The sequence below is a fragment of the Bacillus sp. FJAT-14266 genome (genome assembly GCF_001719225.1).
GTDB lineage: Bacteria > Bacillota > Bacilli > Bacillales > Bacillaceae > Bacillus > Bacillus subtilis.
In genome coordinates this window covers 3,423,159-3,439,235 of sequence record NZ_CP017072.1, presented here as the reverse complement: position 1 = coordinate 3,439,235, position 16,077 = coordinate 3,423,159, and the positions used below count along the sequence as shown (strand labels likewise).

Annotated in this window: 13 protein-coding genes; 9 read left to right on the top strand and 4 right to left on the bottom strand. The window is 46.3% G+C overall.

The genetic code is table 11. From position 1 onward, the window contains the following. Nucleotides 1-151: 151 nt before the first annotated feature. From treP to BGM23_RS17835, 4 genes are all read left to right on the top strand, one after another. Nucleotides 152-1,564, top strand: a complete 1,413-nt coding sequence (gene treP, locus BGM23_RS17850; RefSeq protein ID WP_003233682.1) for a PTS system trehalose-specific EIIBC component — start codon at nt 152-154, stop codon at nt 1,562-1,564. A 70-nt stretch (nt 1,565-1,634) separates the two neighbouring features. Then, nucleotides 1,635-3,323, top strand: a complete 1,689-nt coding sequence (gene treC / locus BGM23_RS17845) for an alpha,alpha-phosphotrehalase (RefSeq protein WP_029726871.1) — start codon at nt 1,635-1,637, stop codon at nt 3,321-3,323. A 20-nt stretch (nt 3,324-3,343) separates the two neighbouring features. Beyond that, nucleotides 3,344-4,060, top strand: a complete 717-nt coding sequence (gene treR, locus BGM23_RS17840; RefSeq protein WP_003233679.1) for a trehalose operon repressor — start codon at nt 3,344-3,346, stop codon at nt 4,058-4,060. 139 nt (nt 4,061-4,199) lie between these two features. Further along, nucleotides 4,200-4,865: an NAD(P)H-dependent oxidoreductase gene (locus BGM23_RS17835; RefSeq protein WP_029726870.1), complete on the top strand. Its 666-nt coding sequence runs from the start codon at nt 4,200-4,202 to the stop codon at nt 4,863-4,865. A gap of 37 nt (nt 4,866-4,902) precedes the next feature. Here BGM23_RS17835 and BGM23_RS17830 read toward each other — a convergent pair whose 3' ends face one another. Beyond that, nucleotides 4,903-9,291 (bottom strand): multifunctional 2',3'-cyclic-nucleotide 2'-phosphodiesterase/3'-nucleotidase/5'-nucleotidase, encoded by a 4,389-nt coding sequence (locus tag BGM23_RS17830; protein ID WP_029726869.1) that lies wholly within the window; start codon nt 9,289-9,291, stop codon nt 4,903-4,905. Nucleotides 9,292-9,533: 242 nt separating this feature from the next. On the opposite strand from BGM23_RS17830, the gene yfkM reads away from it, so the two are divergent. Next, on the top strand, nt 9,534-10,052 hold the full coding sequence (gene yfkM / locus BGM23_RS17825; RefSeq protein WP_003233673.1) for a general stress protein 18: 519 nt from the start codon (nt 9,534-9,536) through the stop codon (nt 10,050-10,052). Nucleotides 10,053-10,091: 39 nt separating this feature from the next. On the opposite strand, the gene BGM23_RS17820 is transcribed toward yfkM, so the two are convergent. Beyond that, nucleotides 10,092-11,282, bottom strand: coding sequence for an MFS transporter (locus BGM23_RS17820; RefSeq protein WP_003243812.1), 1,191 nt, complete (start codon nt 11,280-11,282; stop codon nt 10,092-10,094). A 92-nt stretch (nt 11,283-11,374) separates the two neighbouring features. Beyond that, nucleotides 11,375-11,590 (bottom strand): DUF1128 domain-containing protein, encoded by a 216-nt coding sequence (locus BGM23_RS17815; protein WP_032723004.1) that lies wholly within the window; start codon nt 11,588-11,590, stop codon nt 11,375-11,377. A gap of 202 nt (nt 11,591-11,792) precedes the next feature. Here BGM23_RS17815 and yfkJ point away from each other — a divergent pair, with 202 nt between their 5' ends. Genes yfkJ through BGM23_RS17800 form a run of 3 tightly spaced genes read left to right on the top strand, consistent with a single transcriptional unit; the run spans nt 11,793 to nt 13,452 of the window. After that, a complete protein-coding gene (yfkJ, locus tag BGM23_RS17810; protein WP_014479169.1) occupies nt 11,793-12,263 on the top strand; it encodes a protein-tyrosine-phosphatase in 471 nt (156 codons plus the stop codon). Between the two features lie 17 nt (nt 12,264-12,280). Beyond that, nucleotides 12,281-12,601 (top strand): hypothetical protein, encoded by a 321-nt coding sequence (locus tag BGM23_RS17805; RefSeq protein ID WP_046664321.1) that lies wholly within the window; start codon nt 12,281-12,283, stop codon nt 12,599-12,601. A 23-nt stretch (nt 12,602-12,624) separates the two neighbouring features. Beyond that, nucleotides 12,625-13,452: a YihY family inner membrane protein gene (locus BGM23_RS17800; protein ID WP_014479170.1), complete on the top strand. Its 828-nt coding sequence runs from the start codon at nt 12,625-12,627 to the stop codon at nt 13,450-13,452. A 198-nt stretch (nt 13,453-13,650) separates the two neighbouring features. On the opposite strand, the gene BGM23_RS17790 is transcribed toward BGM23_RS17800, so the two are convergent. Then, the gene (locus BGM23_RS17790) at nt 13,651-14,826 is read right to left on the bottom strand and encodes an MFS transporter (RefSeq protein ID WP_003233661.1); all 1,176 of its coding nucleotides are present in this window, start codon (nt 14,824-14,826) and stop codon (nt 13,651-13,653) included. Nucleotides 14,827-14,993: 167 nt separating this feature from the next. Here BGM23_RS17790 and cax point away from each other — a divergent pair, with 167 nt between their 5' ends. Then, nucleotides 14,994-16,049 carry a calcium/proton exchanger gene (cax, locus tag BGM23_RS17780; protein ID WP_003242902.1) on the top strand — a complete coding sequence of 352 codons (1,056 nt, stop codon included), beginning with the start codon at nt 14,994-14,996 and terminating at the stop codon, nt 16,047-16,049. The last annotated feature ends 28 nt before the right edge of the window (nt 16,050-16,077 follow it).

Below are 16,077 nucleotides of genomic sequence, written 5' to 3'. Positions count from 1 at the left end.
TTGTGACTTTTAGGGTAACCTTGTCTGTTTCATATATTCCAGACTAGGATGAAAGCGCTATAAAAAAGTGTTGACTACCTGTATATACAGGAATACAATATGATTATAAGTTGTATATACAAGTTATAAAAACGGATACGGAGGGGTTGGCATGGGGGAACTGAACAAATCGGCACGTCAGATTGTCGAAGCAGTCGGCGGTGCTGAAAATATTGCAGCGGCAACTCATTGTGTTACACGTTTGCGTTTTGCTTTAATAGATGAAAGCAAGGTTGACCAAGAGATGCTTGATCAAATTGATGTGGTAAAGGGATCATTCTCGACAAACGGACAGTTTCAGGTCGTAATCGGCCAGGGAACTGTCAATAAAGTATATGCTGAACTGGTTAAGGAAACGGGGATTGGCGAGTCAACAAAGGATGAAGTGAAGAAGGCCTCAGAAAAAAATATGAATCCTTTGCAGCGTGCTGTGAAAACGCTTGCAGATATTTTTATTCCAATATTGCCTGCGATTGTCACGGCGGGTCTTTTAATGGGGATCAATAACATTTTAACGGCGGAAGGCATTTTCTTCAGCACAAAATCGATTGTGCAGGTTTATCCGCAGTGGGCGGATCTTGCTAATATGATTAACCTGATTGCAGGCACGGCCTTTACGTTTTTGCCTGCGTTAATCGGATGGTCTGCCGTCAAGCGGTTCGGCGGCAATCCGCTTCTCGGCATTGTGCTCGGGGTTATGCTCGTGCATCCTGATTTGCTGAATGCGTGGGGATATGGCGCGGCAGAACAAAGCGGAGAGATCCCGGTATGGAATCTATTCGGCCTAGAGGTGCAGAAAGTCGGCTATCAGGGCCAGGTGCTCCCAATTTTGCTTGCTTCTTATATGCTGGCGAAGATTGAGGTATTTTTAACAAAACGCACACCTGAGGGCATACAGCTGCTCGTTGTCGCACCAATTACGCTTCTCTTAACGGGATTTGCCTCTTTTATCATTATCGGCCCGATTACATTTGCGATCGGTAATGTACTGACTTCAGGGCTTATCTCGGTGTTTGGTTCTTTTGCCGCACTGGGCGGTCTGTTATATGGCGGTTTCTACTCAGCGCTCGTGATTACCGGTATGCATCACACGTTTCTTGCAGTCGACCTGCAGCTCATCGGTTCAAAGCTCGGCGGCACCTTTTTATGGCCGATGCTGGCGCTTTCTAATATCGCACAAGGTTCGGCGGCTCTGGCCATGATGTTTATCGTGAAGGATGAGAAACAAAAAGGCCTCTCCCTCACATCAGGGATTTCTGCTTATCTTGGCATTACAGAGCCTGCCATCTTTGGGGTGAATCTGCGATACAGATTCCCGTTTATCATTGCAATGGTCAGCTCTGGCCTGGCCGGAATGTATATTTCTTCTCAAGGTGTGCTGGCAAGCTCCGTTGGTGTCGGCGGCGTGCCGGGGATTTTCTCAATCATGAGCCAGTACTGGGGCGCGTTTGCAATCGGGATGGCTATTGTATTGATCGTGCCGTTTGCCGGAACATACGCGTATGCGAGATTCAAACATAAATAACAAGTGGGGAGCGGGACGTGTTGAACGTTCCCTTTTCCCGTTTTCAATTTAAATATGGTGGTGGAGACAGATGAAAACAGAACAAACGCCATGGTGGAAAAAAGCTGTGGTTTATCAAATTTATCCGAAAAGCTTTAACGATACAACGGGAAACGGTGTCGGCGATTTGAACGGCATTATTGAAAAGCTGGATTACTTAAAAACACTTCAGGTGGATGTGCTATGGCTGACGCCGATTTATGATTCTCCTCAGCATGATAATGGGTACGATATTCGTGATTATTACTCGATTTATCCTGAATATGGAACGATGGAGGATTTTGAGCGGCTAGTGTCCGAAGCACATAAAAGAGACTTGAAAGTCGTCATGGATCTTGTTGTCAATCATACGTCAACAGAGCACAAATGGTTTCGCGAGGCGATCTCTTCAATAGACAGCCCGTATCGTGATTTTTATATATGGAAAAACCCGCAGGAAAACGGTTCTCTTCCGACGAACTGGGAATCGAAATTCGGCGGCTCGGCATGGGAGCTTGACGAAGCATCGGGCCAATACTATTTGCATCTGTTTGATGTGACGCAGGCTGATTTGAATTGGGAAAATGAAGAGGTCAGAAAGCATGTCTATGACATGATGCATTTTTGGTTTGAAAAGGGAATAGATGGCTTCAGGCTTGATGTCATCAACCTGATTTCTAAAGATCAGCGCTTTCCGAATGCGGAGGACGGCGGCGACGGCCGCTCTTTTTACACTGATGGGCCGCGTGTGCACGAATTTCTGCATGAAATGAACGAAAAGGTGTTTTCGCATTACGACAGCATGACGGTCGGTGAGATGTCTTCAACAACCGTAGACCACTGTATCCGGTATACGAATCCTGACAATAAAGAACTTGATATGACATTCAGCTTCCATCATCTCAAGGTTGACTATCCAAACGGCGAAAAATGGGCCTTGGCGCCGTTTGACTTTTTGAAGCTGAAGGAGATCCTATCCGACTGGCAAACGGGGATGCACGCAGGAGGGGGATGGAACGCTCTGTTCTGGTGCAATCATGATCAGCCGCGCGTTGTATCAAGATATGGAGATGATGGCGCATATAGGGTGAAATCGGCGAAAATGCTTGCTACGGCCATTCACATGATGCAGGGCACGCCTTATATTTATCAGGGAGAGGAGCTGGGGATGACGAATCCGAAGTTTACTGACATCAGCTCCTATCGGGATGTCGAATCGCTGAACATGTATCACGCCTTTAAGGACAAAGGAATGGCTGATCAAGAGATCACAGCCATTTTACAGGCGAAATCCCGTGACAACTCCAGAACACCCGTTCAGTGGGATGCTACCGAGAATGGCGGTTTTACAACGGGCACCCCATGGATACCGGTTGCAGGAAATTATCGGGAAATCAATGCTGAAGCGGCGCTGAGGGATCAAAATTCGGTGTTTTACCATTATCAAAAATTGATTCGAATTCGCAAAATGTATGACATTGTGACAGAGGGAACGTATGAGATAATCGCAAAGGATGACCCGAACATTTTTGCGTATCTCAGACACGGCAGCAATGAAAAGCTGCTCGTGATCAATAATTTTTACGGGACAGAGGCGGCCTTTACACTGCCGGACTCTTTAGCGCCTGACGAATGGAAGGCAGAGGTGCTGTTGACGAACGATGAAGCAAGGGAAGGGCTTCAGAACATGACGCTTCGCCCGTATGAGTCCATTGTTTATCGTTTAACGAAACCGTGTTAAACTAAGCTGGGTGGTCCATAATGAAGGTGAATAAATTCATCACAATTTATAAAGACATCGCACAGCAAATTGAAGGCGGCCGATGGAAAGCGGAGGAGATTCTTCCGTCTGAACATGAGTTGACCGCACAGTACGGTACATCAAGAGAAACGGTCCGAAAGGCGCTTCATATGCTCGCGCAAAACGGTTATATCCAGAAAATCAGGGGAAAAGGCTCCGTCGTGCTCAACCGTGAAAAAATGCAGTTTCCCGTTTCGGGCCTTGTCAGCTTCAAGGAGCTCGCGCAAACGCTTGGCAAAGAAACGAAAACAACTGTACACAAATTCGGGCTGGAGCCTCCGTCAGAGCTGATCCAAAAACAGCTCCGGGCCAATCTGGATGACGACATCTGGGAAGTCATCAGGTCTAGAAAGATTGACGGGGAACATGTGATTTTGGACAAGGATTACTTTTTCAGAAAGCATGTCCCTCACCTGACGAAAGAAATTTGTGAAAACTCCATATATGAGTATATAGAAGGAGAGCTCGGTCTTTCGATCAGTTACGCCCAAAAAGAAATTGTCGCCGAGCCGTGTACGGACGAGGACAGAGAGCTGCTCGATTTACGCGGCTATGACCATATGGTCGTGGTGAGAAACTACGTCTTTTTGGAGGATACCAGTTTGTTTCAATATACGGAAAGCAGACACCGTCTCGACAAATTCCGATTTGTTGATTTTGCGCGGCGGGGGAAATGAGAGAGGCGCCTGCCTGCGGCAGCGCGCTTTTTTGTTTGGTATCAAAATTGATACTATCCAACAAAAATGTGCGTACTTTTACTTTTTATCATAATGGCTACAATAGAGATGAGAGTAACCTAAAGGAGAGGTGTTTTACATGGCAGATCTAAAGAAACAAATTCTGGATGCATACAATTTCAGGCATGCGACTAAGGAATTTGACCCGAATAAAAAAGTGTCAGACAGCGATTTTGAATTTATTTTAGAAACAGGAAGACTGTCTCCGAGCTCACTCGGCCTTGAGCCTTGGAAATTTGTCGTCGTCCAAAATCCGGATTTCCGCGAGAAGCTTCGTGAATACACATGGGGCGCGCAAAAGCAGCTGCCGACCGCAAGCCATTTCGTCCTGATTCTTGCGCGTACAGCGAAGGATATCAAATATAATGCGGACTACATCAAACGTCATTTAAAAGAAGTAAAACAAATGCCTCAAGACGTGTACGAAGGCTATTTAAGCAAAACAGAAGAATTCCAGAAAAACGATTTGCATTTGCTTGAAAGTGACAGAACATTGTTTGACTGGGCATCAAAACAAACCTATATCGCGCTTGGCAACATGATGACTGCCGCTGCACAAATCGGTGTTGATTCCTGCCCGATAGAAGGCTTCCAGTACGATCACATTCACCGTATTCTTGAAGAAGAAGGCCTTCTGGAAAACGGAAGCTTCGATATTTCTGTGATGGTGGCATTTGGCTACCGAGTGAGAGACCCTCGTCCGAAAACAAGATCTGCTGTTGAAGATGTTGTGAAGTGGGTTTAAATAAAGAAAGCTGCTCGCTTAGCGAGCAGCTCTTTTTTTATGCCTGATTCGCTCTATTCTGTTTTCTCCTCTGATGTAAGTACATTGCGGTGCCGAGTGCGCTGATCAGAAATCCGGCCAACAGGATCGAGTACATGGATGTGGCTGTGTCCGGAAGCAGGCCGCCAGCCGGACTGTCTGTTCCTGATCCGCCCGAACCGTTTCCACCAGAGCCGTTAGTCGGTTGAGTGCCAGGAGGCGTATCATTTCCTCCGTTCCCGTCAGTTGGCTGTTTTCCGCCTGGTTTGTCGGAGCCTCCGCCATGATTGCCGTCATCACCGCCTGTCGGTTGGTCGGACGGGAATGCCGGCGGTTTGTTGTTCGAACCGGAATTTAAGATCGTGTATTCGCTGAAGTGGTTTGTATATCCTGTCACCATATCATCGTCAACTGATCCGTTATCTGTCTTTGTGAAAGCTTTCTTTTTCCTGTCGACGTGGTAAATGGCAGGGTTATGGGCTTCTTCAATATCAAACATGCGAAGCGAAAGCTGAACGGGCTCCTTGAATGATTTTATTTCCTTTCCTTTTTGCTTCACTGTAAAGTCATATACATCTGCCAGTGACACATCCAATTCTCCCGTCGACTTGATTCCGATTGCAGTGTCTGCGTTTTTAAGGTTCGCCATTGGCATTTTCATGCTGTACCAGTAGTTGAACACAGTCAATGAAGGATCTGATTCTCTTTCTTTCAAAAGTTTGACCTGATCTTTTTTCATTTTAAGATTGATAGGCTTCTCTTGAGATCCTTCATGTGTTCCATAATAGACAAACGGCGTGTTGGCATTTTTAGCGTAAATCGCAAATTTGTCTTCATCAAGTGTCCAGCTGCCGTCCTCCTGCTTTGTCGGCAGGAATACTTCTTTGATCCGTCCTTCAAGCTTAGGAGAGACCTTGTTTCCTAGTTTTTTCAGCTGTTCGGTGAAAATCTCATAATCAACGTAGCCAAGGTCTTCACCATGGGAGGCTTCTGTAAAGACAGAATATCCGTCTCCTCCGGCACCGACAAAATTATTTGTTGCCACGCGGTAGGTATCATCCGTATTTATAGCAACTTTGTCTCCGTTAGGCGATTCAATTTTCACTTCTAACACACGGTGTCCAGGTTCGTTGTTTAATGTAAAGGTATATTCGATTCCGGCCACCTGAGGGAAAGCGCCGCCGCCATTTTCCACATTGCTTAGGCCTTGTTCAAGGGCTTCTTTAATTTGTTTTCCGGTTAAATCGGCCACGTAAAGCGTATTGCCGAACGGCATCACGTTGAGCACCTCGCCGAGTGTGATATCACCTTTGTCAATGCCTGCTCTGATGCCGCCGCCATTTGTTATCGCTATTCTGGCGCCGGCTGCTTCTTTCGCTTTTGCCAGCATACCGTCCGCGATGAAGTTTCCGAGATTCGTTTCTTTCGTGCGCACATGCTCACGCTGGCCGTCAAGCGCCACATCCGTGTAGCCGACTTTTTCAATTTTCACGTCCTCTAATTCGCTTTTGAACTGATCGAGCTCTTGTTTTGCTTCTGGGTTTTCTTCTGTATGTTCATCAATCGGCATCACGCTCAGATTTGATTTGTCTGTTTGCACAACGCCGTTTTCATCAAATGCGACATCAACGCGCCCTAAGTATTGGCCGTATTCTTTTGCCTGCGCCACGATCGTCGGTTCTTCGTTGTTCACGATCTCCATTTTGTCAACGAGGGTGTGAGTGTGTCCGCCGATGATCAAGTCAATGCCTTTTACTTTTTTGGCTAGCTCAAGATCCCGGTTATGCCCGATGTGGGTTAAAGCAATAATTTTATTTACCTTTTCTTCTTTCTGAATCGCTTTGACGGTGTTTTGTGCTGTTTCAAAGGCATCATTGAATACGATGCTTTTGCCCGGGCTTGATGTGGTGGCTGTATCTTCCGTTGTCAGGCCGAATACGGCGACTTTCTCCCCGTCAACGTCTAACAGAATGTAAGGGTGGATGCCGGCCGCTTTCTTTTCACCTGCCGTAAAGGTTTGCGGCTTTTTGACAAATGATTTCAGCTTGGGCTCATTTGACATATCTACGTTTGCGCTGACAATCGGAAATTCCGGCGCTTCAAAGTGATAGCGGTTCGCTGGATCAACGGTTGCGCTGTTTCCGCTTAGAAAATCAGAAAGCACTGTCGGGCCTTTATCAAATTCATGGTTCCCGAAGGTCATGGCGTCATAGCCCATCATGTTCATCATTTTCAGATCGGCCAAACCGTTCCATTTTGTAAAATACAGATCGCCGGAAAACACATCTCCCGCATCAAGGAGAATGTTGTGATTTGTTTCGCTGCGTACTTCGTTGATTTTCGTCATTCGTCTCGCTGCATCATCGAGATGGGCGTGCGTATCATTGGTGTGCATGACGGTCAGATCCCACAGTCCGTCTTTAGGAGGATCTGGATTTGAATCATCATCGAATTGCAGCTTATACACACCATAGCCTTCATTCGCAGACTTGCCTACATAAGCGACATCGTCTGCTTTATCGGCAAATGGCTTCGCCAAAAGCGAGGATTCAAACGTCAGATTCGTGCCGGAAACAGGCGCGATTGACCAGTTGTTGTCTGCCTTTGGATTGACTGTTTTATGTTCAATAATGTAATCCATCAGCACCTGCCTATTTTCAACTGCAGAGCCGTGGACAATTTTATCGCTCGTCAGATGAGGGAACCCGCCGCCTCCGGACGCCCGATAGTTATTGGTGACCACGAGAAATTCCTGGCTTGGGCTGATCGGCTTGCCTTCATAGGAAAGATTGATGATCCGGGATGAATCCGCATTGATCACTTTTCCGTTCTCATTGTATTTAGCCGGTTTTGTCACATCGACCTGATATGTGACACCGTCAATCACGTCAAAATTATAGGAGCGGAAATTATCGTTCAGCAAGGCCTGATCGCCGCCTTTAGCTAAATCAATTTGGTTGAATTGGCCTGCTGACATCTCCAGCCAGTCCTTGACTTCGCTGCCTGTCAGCTTGACGATTTGAACAGTATTATCGTAAAGGTACAAGTCACCGACATTTTTAATCGCAAGATCTCCGGCTGGAATGTTTGTATAGTAATTGGCTCCGTTTCTGCCGCCTGCTTTAAACGGCGCTCCAGCGGATAAAATCGGCAGGTTCTTGTACTCGGTATCCTTCATTTCTTTTTCGGCGTACCATTTCTGCGCGTCAGTCACGATCTGAATGGAAGGATCATCTTTGACCTGTGCAAAGAAGCTGTTAATATCTGCTTCGGTTTTGCCGACTGGCTTTCGAACATACTCCAGTGTGTTTTGGTGTGTTTGCTGAATGGTGTTTGTAACGGTTTCGTTTCTTGATGTGACGTTGCCGGCAATGGATTCAATACTTCCTTTGGAATCTGCTACCTTCCATGAGCCGTCCGCCTTTTCAAGCTTGAGGTCAATCACGCCTAAATATTTGCCCCAGCTGCTTGGCATGACGACAGGAATGCCGTTAATTGTTCCCTTTTCCACATCGAACTGAGCAACACCCGCATACTCGGCGGAAGGAAAGAGTCCGTGCTGATGGCCCGAGATAATCGCGTCAATGCCTTTCGTTTTGGTGGCAAGGTCAAACACGGCGTTTTCTGCACCTGTTGATTGTGACTGCTTTTCAATGCCGGTGTGGGCGAGGGCAATAATGACATCTGCGCCTTCCGCCTTCATTTTCGGGATCGTTTCATTGGCGGATTCTACGATATCCTGCACCTGCACCTGCCCCTCGAGATTCTTTTTGTCCCATGTCATGATTTGCGGCGGGACAAAGCCTATGTAGCCCACTTTTACTTTTTGCTCATTACCGTTTTCATCAATGAAGGTTTTTTCATTAATCACATACGGCGTATAACGGTTTTCACCGCTAGTTGTTTTGACGTTGGCATTTACAATCGGGAAATCGGCTCCTTTGATTGTGCCGTCGAGAAAGTCGAGCCCGTAGTTGAATTCATGATTGCCAAGCGTTCCGGCGTCGTATTTCAGCGCATTCATGACGCTGATAATCGGGTGGGTTTTCGCGCCGGAGATAATATCGTCTTTTTGATATTTCACCGCGTATTCACCCAGCGGATTCCCTTGAATCAAGTCGCCGTTATCCACAAGAAGGGTGTTAGGGTTTTGCTCGCGGTGCTTTTGGATCAATTGCGCTGTTCTCGCCAGACCGAAATCCGCCGTTTCTTTGTCGCTGTAGTAATCGTAATCCATCATGTTGGCATGAATATCAGTCGTAGCCAAAATACTCAGATGCACCTGAGGAGCCGCGCTTTCTTCTGCATGAATGGGTGGTGTTGGGAGGATTAGGCTAAGTATCATAATTGGGGGCAAAAGAATACGGAGAATGTTTTCGACGTGTGTTCGTCTTTTCTGTATTCTCACCAGTTCTCCACCTTTCAACGAAATTTGTGTTACAGCTCCTATTGTAAGAATATTTTGTAACTATTTGTAGGTGTTTCTTTATGATTATTGTAAAAGGGAGAAAAATGAGTATTATGTAGCGGTATCCAACGACAAATACTGGGTATTTATGCTTATCGTTTGTCACAATCGCGGAATGTTTATTTTAGTGTGGCTGGGGTAGAGTGTTTTATGTAGACATATAAAGCGGGAGGTTATGAATCATGGGAAAAAAAATTGCAGTGGTTTTAACAGATTATTTTGAGGACAGCGAGTACACTGAGCCTGCGAAAGCTTTTAAAGAAGCGGGACATGAACTGACTGTTATCGAAAATGAAAAAGGAAAAACAGTAAAAGGCAAGCAGGGAAAAGCGGAAGTGACGGTTGACGCGTCCATTGACGACGTAAATCCTTCAGACTTTGATGCGCTTTTGATTCCTGGAGGATTTTCACCAGATCAGCTTCGCGCTGACGATCGTTTCGTCCAATTTACAAAAGCGTTTATGACTGACAAAAAGCCGGTATTCGCCATTTGCCACGGCCCGCAGCTTTTAATCAATGCGAAAGCGCTCGACGGCCGAAAAGCGACGGGCTATACGTCTATTCGTGTTGACATGGAAAACGCCGGTGCCGACGTTGTGGACAAGGAAGTGGTTGTTTGCCAGGATCAATTGGTCACTAGCCGCACACCGGACGATATACCGGCATTTAATCGCGAGTCATTGGCATTGCTTGAGAAATAAGAAAAAACGGACGCTCTTGGGCGTCCGTTTTTTTGTTGCTTAGGCTTGAGCACCTGTCAGTTTCTTGTACCTGTAATACAAGAAAGCAGCTGCAGCCGTTCCGATGACCGCAATGCCGAAGTCGAATATGAAAATATGAGCGATGCCCCCCGCTTTTGCGATAAGCCCTGTTGCAATCGGCAGCAGAATCGATGCAAGGCTTGAAGCGGTCGCTACAATTCCGGTAACGGTTCCTTTTCGCTTCCAGAAAAGCTCTGTCATTAACGTAATGGTAATTTGAAACACACCCGCAGTTGAAAAGCCTAAGAAAAAGGCAGTGATGTCCAGCACAACTGGGATATGAACGGTCAGCATGACTGCGAGCGTACATAAAGTAATAATAGGATATAAGAGCGTTATGAAGACAGGTTTGACCCATCTGTTCAGCAAAACGGCTAATAATAAAACAGATGCCAGAGATCCTATACTATAATAGCTCAGCAATTGTACAGATGCTGATTCAGCTAAACCGGCTGCCTTTTGCGCGTAGCTCGGGAGCCAGATTTGAGAAACCGTAAATAAAGCCGTGGATGTAAAACCGATGATAATCAGTGCGGTGCCTTCTTTCTGAAAAACGGGTTCAGACAAGAAAACGGGAGATTCCTGTTGTCCGCTATTAGTTGGTTTCTTATGTTTTTTAGGAAACGAAAGCGTTGATAAATAAATAATATTCAGGAGATAGACCGCTGCCGGCAGATAAAAAGCAAATCCGTAAAACATGCTGTGGTCTGCTAAAAATGTGATCAAAAGCGGCAAAAGTGCGGCCCCGACAGACATAAAGGCTTTGACCAAGACATTCGCCGAACCGGAAGCAGATGGAAAGAGCTCGGTTAGGGCCGGATATGTTCCGGCATCCATCGCTGAATTTGCTACTCCGGCTAATAAGGCGAACACAAACGCCAGCTCATAGCTCGGTGATAAAGGAATACCGACTAAAAAGACGGCCATAATTCCCGCAGAAGCGACAACAAGCGGCTTTCTGCCGATTTTATCTGATAGAACTCCGGAAATGCCGTATGTCAGCAGTTTGCCAAACCCGATAGCGGCAATGACATAACTGATGCCAGTCGGATCGGTATTCCATTGTTTTGTTAATGAAGACATATTGGATGCGAGAATGATGTTGACCATCCCCAGAAAGAAGTAGTTGATATACATTCCGGATGCTGTTTTGATAGATGTCGTTTGCATGCTTGTACTCCTTCAAATCTTATTCGAACACTTTGCTGTTTTGGTTTGGGGAAATGATAAAAAAGACTCGCCGAGTTTCCGGCCAGTCTCCATTATTTACGAAGCGAGGCTAATTCTTGAGCAATCGCCTGCATTTCACTTGGGCTGAATGATTCTTTTCTCATCACCATTCTGTGAAGGTACGTGAGGTCTTCAATCTTCTCATCACTGAAATCCTCCGCTTTGATTACGCCGACGTTCAGCATGTTCAGCTTTTGGGAAATCTCTTCAATCATTTGAGTTAATGTTTCTGTATTTGGGCTGGACAAAGGGTTCCATCCTTTCTATGCGCAATATAGGTATGTTTTATTCTAACAGAATTCCATCAGAAAAAAACCCTATTCTAAAAGCAGGCTGTTCATTCCAAAAAAGTGAAGACATCAGTTGAAAAGAAAATGAACATCCTACTAAGATATTCATGAAGGTTTCTTTTTAGAGAAATAGGGGCAAAGAATAGGGAGGTTGGACATCATGATAAGCGTGTTATTTGTTTGTTTAGGTAACATTTGCCGGTCTCCGATGGCGGAAGCGATTTTTCGGGACCTGGCAGCCAAAAAAGGATTAGAGGGGAAAATCAAGGCGGACTCAGCCGGTATTGGCGGCTGGCACATCGGCAACCCCCCGCATGAGGGAACGCAGGAGATATTGCGCAGAGAAGGAATCAGCTTTGATGGCATGCTGGCGCGTCAAGTCAGCGAACAGGATCTGGACGATTTTGATTACATCATTGCAATGGATGCAGAAAATATCGGAAGTCTCAGAAGCATGGCGGGATTTAAAAACACCTCACATATCAAAAGGCTTTTGGACTATGTTGAAGATTCAGATCTGGCTGACGTACCCGATCCTTACTACACAGGGAATTTTGAAGAAGTCTGCCAATTAATCAAATCGGGCTGTGAGCATCTGCTTGCGTCTATTCAAAAAGAAAAACAATTGTGAGTGAAAGGAGAATTTGCATGAACAACGAACGTTTAATGCTGAAAGGGATATTTCTCGGAGCTGCGGCAGGCGCGGCGTTATCACTGCTCCATAAGCCGACAAGACAGGCGTGCGGCATGAGATGGCTGACATGCAAGCATAAACTTTCACTGTACAAAAGCAATCCGGAGCTGTTAAAAAACACTGTCATCACAAAAGTGGATGAGGCTAAAAAGCTCGCCCAATCGCTTTCAAAGGAAGTCGACTTTGTGAACCAGCAGGTGAAAGAGCTGAAGAAAACAACGCCGCAAGTGATGGAACTCGTGCAAGAAACGAAAGAGCATTTTTCAAAAAAATGATCAAACATGCGAGGTGAGACGACATGAGTTTTTTGAAAGAGCTTTTCAGCAGATACACCCTTCATGAAGGACAAAGTAAATCAGCGGAGCTGGCGTATTTTTTTCTATTGTCACTGTTTCCGTTTTTGATTTTTATGCTGACGCTCACCGCGTATCTTCCGCTTTCTACCGATGATGTTTTAGGAGTCATAGAACAATATGCTCCCGCCAGTGCGATGTCTCTCGTTGAATCCATTACCCATCAAACCTTAAATAATCGAAATGGCGGTTTGCTGTCATTCGGGATTATCGCCGCATTATGGTCTGCGTCTAATGGAATGAACGCGATCGTCCGGTCGCTAAACCACGCGTATGATGTGGAAGAAAACCGCTCTTTTATCATTGTTCGTCTAACCTCTATTTTTTTGACGATTGCCATGGTATTTACGATTTTAGTGGCTTTGCTTCTGCCGGTATTTGGCCGGGAGATTGGAAGGCTCGCTTCTGACTTTGTCGGCGCATCGGATCTGTTTTTATCCGTCTGGGCCGCCATTCGCTGGGGTGTCAGCCCGCTTGTGCTTTTGATTGTTTTTTCCGCGCTGTATGTGATTGCGCCGAACAAAAAGCTGTCTCTCCGGTTTGTCATGCCGGGTGCGGTCTTTGCGACCATCGGCTGGATCGTTGTCAGCACATTGTTTTCATTTTACGTCAGCACGTTTGCGAACTATAGCGCCACTTACGGGAGCATCGGGGGAATCATCGTTCTGATGATTTGGTTTTACTTGAGCGGCATTTTAATTATCCTAGGCGGAGAAATCAACGCTCTTTTACATAAACGTAAAAAGCTTCCTGATGAAAATCCCTACCATTAGCGCACCCTATAAACGAACTTCGGTTCAAAAAGAAGTCGGGGGGATATCGTGATGACCAAGCATACGAAAAAAGGCGGAAGCCATAACAAACAAAATTCGAAAAGCAAATCGAGCCATAAAACAAGCGGAAGCGCCAACGGACAAAACGGCTACCATTAGCATAAAAGCCTCCTGACATGATGTCGGGAGGCTTTTTGATTAAGAAGATGAAGAATAGGTTTCAGCCGGTGACCAGCTTTTCGGTTTGCCCAGCACAAGGGCCAGCCACACAGCGCTAAGCGTGAGAGTAATGAAGTAGAACAAGTTTGCGCTTTCAAATGTCTGCATATACCAGCCGCCGGCAACCGGGCCGAGGATGCTGCCGAGACTGAATGTAATGCCGCAAAGCAGGTTTCCCGCCGGCAGGAGGTGAGGCGGGAGAAGATCTGTCATATAGCTGATGCCAAGTGTAAAGGTTGATCCGACTGCCATTCCTGCAATAAAAAAGCAGCCGCCGATCACGTAAGGCGAAGGAAATACACCGGCGATGAAAAAGCAAAGAGCCCCAGTCAGCAAAATCACCAGCAGCACATTCCGCCTGCCGTATCTATCGCTGAGGATGCCGAGCGGAAACTGAAAGATAATGCTTCCAATCGCAAATGCGGGAAGGATGATCGCTACTGCGTCTACTGATATCCCCAAACGGAGCGCGTACACCGGAAAGCTTCCGTTCAGCGCCGTTTCCAGAAAGCCATAGCCAAATGTAGGCATAAAGGCAACCCACCCAAACAACATGGCCTGATAAAATCGCCTGAAACTATTGTCTGATTTGGTTTCATGAGGACTGGTTTCCGGGTATGCATTTTGTAGAAAGAAAACAAAAAGCCATGCAAACAGACTGATGCAGCCGGACACGATAAAAGGAAGCGACGGACTCAGCTTGACAAGCGGCACCATGAACGGGCCTGCGGCAAAGCCAAGGCCAAAGGAAAGCCCATAAATAGACAGGTTTCTTCCGCGATTTTGTTTTGATGACATGGAGGTCACCCACGTTTGCGTAGAGAAGTGAAGCATGTGGTCGCCGATTCCAATGAACAGGCGAAGCAGGAACCAGACCCAAACTGACTGAAGCCAAATAAATCCGAATAAGCTTAAAATGACAATGCTTCCGCCCATGACGATCAGCGGCTTGAACCCGAGCTTTCTGAGCGGCGCTTCCATAAACGGCGAAGCCAAAAGCACACCGATATACAGCCCGGTCGCGTGCAGGCCGTTGATAGCAGCGGATTCTCCATTTGTTTCAAAAATGATTGAAATGACAGGCAGCAGCATGCCTTGTGAAAACCCGGAAATGGATACGAGCAAGACAAGGATAAAGAAATGAAATCGTGACATCGTGTCAGTTCTCCTTATGTGGAATCTATGTTGATCGTACAACGTTTTCCAAAAGCAGGCAACCTGAAAAAAGCCTATATCACGCTATACATTTGCCCTCGTGTAATCATGAAGGTTTTTGTGAAGAATAAAAATAAAACAAGTCATAAAAAAGGAGCTATTTCACCATGAATCGTATCTTTTTTATTTTAGTGGCGGCCGGTGTTCCGCTTTCTGTGATTGGCAGTTTGATGCATTGGCCTTCCGCGGTTCTTTTTGCCGTTTATTGCGTGACGATTATCGCGCTTGCAAGCTATATGGGGAGGGCGACAGAATCACTTTCCATCATTGCAGGACCGCGTATCGGCGGTTTGTTGAATGCCACCTTCGGGAATGCGGTGGAGCTGATTATTTCCCTTTTTGCATTAAAGGAAGGCCTGACAGGAATCGTGCTTGCCTCTTTAACCGGTTCAGTGCTGGGGAACCTGCTGCTGGTAGCGGGCCTATCGTTTTTTGTCGGCGGTTTAAAATATAAGCGGCAGGAATTTAATATCCATGATGCCCGCCATAATTCCGGGCTTCTGATTTTTGCCATCATTGTCGCCTTTGTGATTCCGGAGGTATTCTCTGTTGGTATGGGAAACGCCAGCAAGCTCAATTTAAGCATCGGCATCAGCATCATTATGATTCTGTTATATGTGGCGGCGCTGTACTTTAAACTTGTCACGCATCGGGGCGTTTATCAGCCGAATAATGCCGCTCAGACTGAAGAAGAGGAAGAGCCGGAATGGTCAGGGAAGGTTGCGACGATTGTCTTGTTTGCGGCAACGATTGTGGTTGCATACATATCCGAAAACCTGGTCCATACCTTTCACTCGGTGGCTGAACAGTTCGGCTGGAGCGAGCTGTTTATCGGGGTCATCATCGTGGCGATTGTAGGAAATGCGGCGGAGCACGCGTCAGCGATTATTATGGCCTTCAAAAATAAAATGGACATTGCGGTTGAAATTGCAGTCGGCTCTACGCTGCAGATCGCTATGTTTGTCGCACCGGTTCTCGTCATCTGTTCTATCTTTTTTCCGACAAGCATGCCGCTTGTATTTACATTGCCTGAGCTCGTCGCGATGGTATCAGCGGTTCTCTTGATGATCGCGATTTCGAATGACGGGGATTCCAACTGGTTTGAAGGGGCGACACTGCTTGCTGCATATGTCATTATGGCGATCGGCTTTTTCCTTCTTTAACCTGAAAAAATGATGGATAACAACAAAG